Below are 3,020 nucleotides of genomic sequence, written 5' to 3'. Positions count from 1 at the left end.
TAGGCGAGGAGTCAGTTTCTCACCCCGCAAATAGCGGTTGATGCGGTCATGGCTGACACCATCAAGATGGTTAGCTAAGTTTGTTACCGTGTAGTTGATCGGACTGCTGAGTAGATATTGGCAGTAGTCAAGTTTAGTGAATCTCATCCCTCTATTTTTAAAGGTTCCTCTTTGCATTTTCTCCTACTTCTGCGTAAGTCCTGAGGATTCTAGAAGTATCTCTGGGTGAGAAGATGATGTTGCCCGAACGGAAACTGGAGAGCATCGAACAATTCCTGCAACGATTTCCAGAGGTGACAGAAATCATTGTTGATGGGACGGAACGCCCAGTTCAGCGCCCTCAGAATAGTGAACAGCAACAAGTTCACTATTCTGGCAAAAAGAAATGTCACAGTCGAAAACACCTTACGGGCAGTACAAGTCATAAGCAGGTGATTATTCTGACACCAGCTTTAGCTGGCAGGATTCATGACAAACGGCAGTTGGATGAAGAAAACTTGATTGAAAACATTCCCAGCCACGTCAAGATTTTGGGTGATTCAGGGTTTCAAGGCTTACAGAACGAGTATGTCAATATTCATCTGCCTCAGAAAAAGCCAAAGGGAAAGCCGTTAAGTTCATACTACAAGCGCAAGAACAAAAAGCTGAGTCGTCAACGAGTGGTCTGTGAACACGCTCATGCCGGGATGAAACGATACAATGCGGTATCAGCGATCTACAGGAATCGTGTGCCTGATTTTGATGACCATTTGATGGTAACAGCAGCAGGGTTGTGGAACTTCTACTTAGAGGTGGCTTAATTACTTGGCAGGGGGAAACCCAATTTACCCATTGGTTCTAATGTTTTTATAAAGCAACAAGTCTAGTATACGCGACTGCACATTGTCTGTAGACGGGAGGTAAAGAAAGCCACAAACGTTTTGCTGCCTTTCGTGAACGACTGCCAACATACAATCCGACAATTTCTTTTGTTTCGTTCGTCCATTGCTAACGCTCATCCATTGCTTCAAGCTTTTCTTACACGCATTTGACCACATCTCATCACAAGGAAATTGTTAAGTGTCCTTTTTTTTTGAGCTAACTGCAACTTGTTGAGGTACGGTGCTGTATTTTCCGCGACTCGTAGGTTTGAATCCAGGTTTCAGAAATCCCGCTAACTCTACAGATGGCGGCAACCCTTCAAGCGTTCTAGTAATAGCCTATCAATCAGCTTTTTACTATCTTCTGTAACTGGACGATTGCGGGGGGTTAGCACAAATTGGCGCTTTGCAGTCTCGGCATTTATGATTTTGGTTGCCATTATGGATAAAGCCATTTTTTACTATTTTTTCTGACCCGCATTTTGGACAGTTTAGCTGATCCTGACTCATACAACCCTCTCTACATAATCTTTACACTTATCCTTACATATTTGGCACTACCCCAGATATTACACAGACACTGCCACGATGTAAAAACAACTGAGGACGGTTCAGTTGAGAAGTACACATGACAATGTGCCAAATCACTGAGGAGCGGAATGAAGGGAAACCTTCACGTTCCGTTTTGGAGACCAGCGGGATTGGTGACAGTCTCGCTGAGTTTAATAACTACCATAAATTCTGCAAAATGGACGGTTCACGATTCTCGCTGTACCACATGGAAAGCAGGGCATTTAAGGTATTTAATAAGGAAACGAAACAAGACCGCTACTCCAGTAAGAAACTACTAGATACGGCGTTCCCAAGCGTTCCCTACTCCGAAAACAAGTTTGTCAACGTCAAAGGTACTAAATCACCATACGACGGAGATATAGCTTACTGGAGTGAACGCAACAGCAAGTTATATGACGATCACACCTCTAGAGCCTTAAAACGGCAAAACCATACGTGCGGACACTGTGGCTTAAAATGTACCAGTGAAGAACGGGTACACTTACACCACATTGATGGCAATCATAGCAACTGGAAAAATAAAAATCTAGTCGCCGTACATGAATCCTGTCATGACTATATCCACATGGGCAAAAGGGAACAACAACCCTAAGAATATCTGGGAGCCGGATGAGGCGAAAGTTTCACGTCCGGATCTGTAGGAGAGGGGCGCGGGGTAATACCCGCCCTCGACTCTAACAAAATAGTCTTGCGATGCTACTTAAGAAAGTTGAACCACCAAATTCAACACTTGCAATTTCGCTCCCTGAACCGATAGATTTTGTTTTCAGTTAATTATCACTTTTCAAGCGCAGTAAAAGCCTAGAGGAGTATTAGAGAGGGGAGGATGAACTATGGGAGTATTGAAAAAGAGGAATAGCTGTTTAAATCTACGCCAGAAACATCAGCTTCTTAACATTAAAATACTTTACTTTGAGGCAAAGAGTATCCTATGACTACCCAAAAGACGGAATCAACAGTAAGTCTTATTATTCATTCAAATCAAACTGGTTCTCAAATTAATACAACCAGTGGGCAAGTGCTGAAAGAATTTACTGATTGTGAGGATTATCAAACTAATCTAAAAGCCGCAGAAGCCTGGCTGTTGGAACATGGGTTTGTTCATGTAGGTGATAGCGATTATGCCAAATATGACCCCCTCATGACTGGTGACACTTCGCAGAGTACCTATGAATAAAACAGTTACAAGGTACTTTAATTTTTTCTGACTCCCCAGCAGGCTGACCTATTAGTAAGCTAACAGACATTTAGTTCGCCATAACTTTGTTTCCCTTATTACGAATAGTTTTATTCCAGTTAATCGACAGTTCGCCATTATTAAGTAATCTCTTTAAGAGTTCTTTAAGTTCTTGTCCAGACGGAAATAAGCAATGGGCAATGAACTCTTTGCAGGAATGCCATACTAATTCAACTAAATTAAAGTCTGGGCTATAAGTAGGTAAAAAACCTAAAGGAATATTTGGCATCAATCGCTCTATTTTCTCTAGAACATCAAGACGTTTGTGATAACTATAGCAATCCTGAATCAGTTATGAAAAAATAGGATTTGAAGATATGCTTAAACATAGCTGTTGTTAAAGTACCGTC

General features: G+C 41.9%; 3 protein-coding genes and 4 pseudogenes. 3 read left to right on the top strand and 4 right to left on the bottom strand.

Annotation, left to right across the window (positions count from 1 at the left end; translation table 11 throughout):
• Positions 1-147: pseudogene (locus tag C7B70_RS25395) on the bottom strand (IS701 family transposase); the annotation flags it as partial.
• 86 nt (positions 148-233) lie between these two features.
• Here C7B70_RS25395 and C7B70_RS25390 point away from each other — a divergent pair.
• On the top strand, positions 234-800 hold the full coding sequence (locus tag C7B70_RS25390; protein ID WP_199192575.1) for a transposase family protein: 567 nt from the start codon (positions 234-236) through the stop codon (positions 798-800).
• Positions 801-1,159: 359 nt separating this feature from the next.
• Here C7B70_RS25390 and C7B70_RS28165 read toward each other — a convergent pair whose 3' ends face one another.
• Both C7B70_RS28165 and C7B70_RS29000 read right to left on the bottom strand, forming a co-directional pair.
• On the bottom strand, positions 1,160-1,300 hold the full coding sequence (locus tag C7B70_RS28165) for a hypothetical protein (protein ID WP_233221159.1): 141 nt from the start codon (positions 1,298-1,300) through the stop codon (positions 1,160-1,162).
• 7 nt (positions 1,301-1,307) lie between these two features.
• A pseudogene (locus tag C7B70_RS29000) lies at positions 1,308-1,370 on the bottom strand (hypothetical protein); the annotation flags it as partial.
• 211 nt (positions 1,371-1,581) lie between these two features.
• Here C7B70_RS29000 and C7B70_RS25380 point away from each other — a divergent pair.
• Both C7B70_RS25380 and C7B70_RS25375 read left to right on the top strand, forming a co-directional pair.
• Positions 1,582-2,025 (top strand): annotated as a pseudogene (locus C7B70_RS25380) (HNH endonuclease); the annotation flags it as partial.
• 339 nt (positions 2,026-2,364) lie between these two features.
• Positions 2,365-2,610 (top strand): hypothetical protein, encoded by a 246-nt coding sequence (locus C7B70_RS25375; protein ID WP_106371642.1) that lies wholly within the window; start codon positions 2,365-2,367, stop codon positions 2,608-2,610.
• A gap of 70 nt (positions 2,611-2,680) precedes the next feature.
• On the opposite strand, the pseudogene C7B70_RS25370 reads toward C7B70_RS25375, so the two are convergent.
• A pseudogene (locus C7B70_RS25370) lies at positions 2,681-2,962 on the bottom strand (transposase); the annotation flags it as partial.
• Positions 2,963-3,020: the final 58 nt, after the last annotated feature.

It is taken from the genome of Chlorogloea sp. CCALA 695 (assembly GCF_003003885.1).
Lineage (GTDB): Bacteria > Cyanobacteriota > Cyanobacteriia > Cyanobacteriales > Chroococcidiopsidaceae > Aliterella.
Note: the sequence above shows the minus strand (reverse complement) of the source record. Positions and strands in the feature narration are given on the sequence as shown.